This window comes from Prevotella sp. AM34-19LB (assembly GCF_003468525.1).
In the GTDB taxonomy this organism is placed as follows: Bacteria; Bacteroidota; Bacteroidia; order Bacteroidales; family Bacteroidaceae; genus Prevotella.
The window spans coordinates 1-1,562 of record NZ_QSIG01000111.1; the positions used below are offsets into that span (position 1 = coordinate 1).

Genomic DNA, 1,562 nt, shown 5'->3' on the forward strand with positions numbered 1-1,562 from the left:
ATCTCTCAAAGGTGTACCTGCTTTGATTGCTTCTCTTGGATAATGACCTGTAGGGATCAATACCATCGAAAAACACGCTCTATTAGTGTTCATATCGGCCATTTTAAGCCCTTATGACGAATTGTTTAACATAAACTAAAATTTTAAGATGAAAAAAGATATGCCTTAGAGGGGCTTAGGTGGAGTCGTGATAGCGGTTCTGCCCTCTATGATACACCCCCAAACGGCCGTTCTCGGACGGGCTGGGGGGGTGGTAATCTGTAGAACTCCATCATTCTGCGTACAGAGCCAGATATTTCCCGCTCCATCCGTGCTGATGTCATTGCAGTAGATGAGTCGGTTGTTGCCAATCTGGGTATATTTGCTCCAGCCTGCTTGCGGCTGGTCTTCATCTAAATAGCAGATACCTTCTCTGGTACATGCCCATAGAGTATTGGTGATAGGGTCTTCTACGAATTTATAGAAGATGTCGAAGTTGTTGGTGGCGTATGGATATTGATGATATTGCGGATTCTTCAGATTGTCCGGATTGCTGATGCACAGCACTCCATATCCCCAGGTTCCTACCCAGAGATGATGATTCTTGTCGAAAAAGAGCGAGTAGGCAGAATTTATGTCATTCAGCTTCGGGTAGCTGCGGAAAACGTTGCTGCCACGTTTCAGACGCATCAGTCCGGAAGACCAGGTGCCGACGAGAAGGTCGCCATTCTTGTCTTCAGCTACACATTTTACGCTGAAAGAATTGAGGCGCTGTTTCTTTCCGTTTTCATCGATGCGCCAGGCATTCCTGGAAGTATAGGTATAGAAGGATTCATTTTCCGGATTGAAATAAGATAATCCTCCATCTGTACCAACCCAGAGTGTACCATCTCTCGAAACAAAGAGATGGTAGATGATTCTCTGATCTTCGCTTGGCAGGAAATAGGTCTTGAAAACGCCAGTCTTCCGGTTTATCTTTACCAGACCGTTTCGGGTTCCCAGCCAGAGATTGTGCTCGTGGTCTTCTGCCATGGAACGGATGTCGTTGTTGGGAAGAATACCAGGAGAAAGAGCATTCGATTTGTACGATTTCACGGTATAGCCATCGTATGATTTGAGTCCGGAATTGGTTCCCACCCACATCATTCCTTCGCTATCTAGTATCATGCAATGGCTTTCAGACGCTGGCGAAATGTTAAAAGATGCAATGCTGCGGTATGGAAATGTTTCCGCTTTAGCAATGATGCAGCACACAAAAGTCAGTATCAAATATATTGTTCTCATCTCGATTATTAGTATTTCTTTGTATTTTGGGTACAAAATTACAGCTTTTTCCCGAATTTTTCCCTTATTTTCTCGAATTTTTCCCTAATATATGATAAAAAAGACCGAATTTTGCAATTGTGAAGCAATAAAAGTTGCCTTGGCGAGAGCGAAGGCGGCACTTTACATTTTTTACATAAACAGTATAATACCTAAAATCCGCAACTATCATCCAATACACGATTAAGGGTAGATTTATGAGTCGTTAGTAGCAGCTTTCAGTAAAAAGCAACAGCACAACATCAATATGTAGCCACCAT

Annotated in this window: 1 protein-coding gene; it reads right to left on the bottom strand. The window is 43.1% G+C overall.

The window, feature by feature from the left end; genetic code table 11:
- Positions 1-165: 165 nt before the first annotated feature.
- Positions 166-1,146, bottom strand: coding sequence for a two-component regulator propeller domain-containing protein (locus tag DW830_RS15385; protein WP_158573529.1), 981 nt, complete (start codon positions 1,144-1,146; stop codon positions 166-168).
- Positions 1,147-1,562: the final 416 nt, after the last annotated feature.

Excerpts from the sequence above, each read along its gene's own strand:
- DW830_RS15385 (WP_158573529.1), bottom strand. The coding sequence starts at position 1,146 with ATGATACTAGATAGCGAAGGAATGATGTGGGTGGGAACCAATTCCGGA.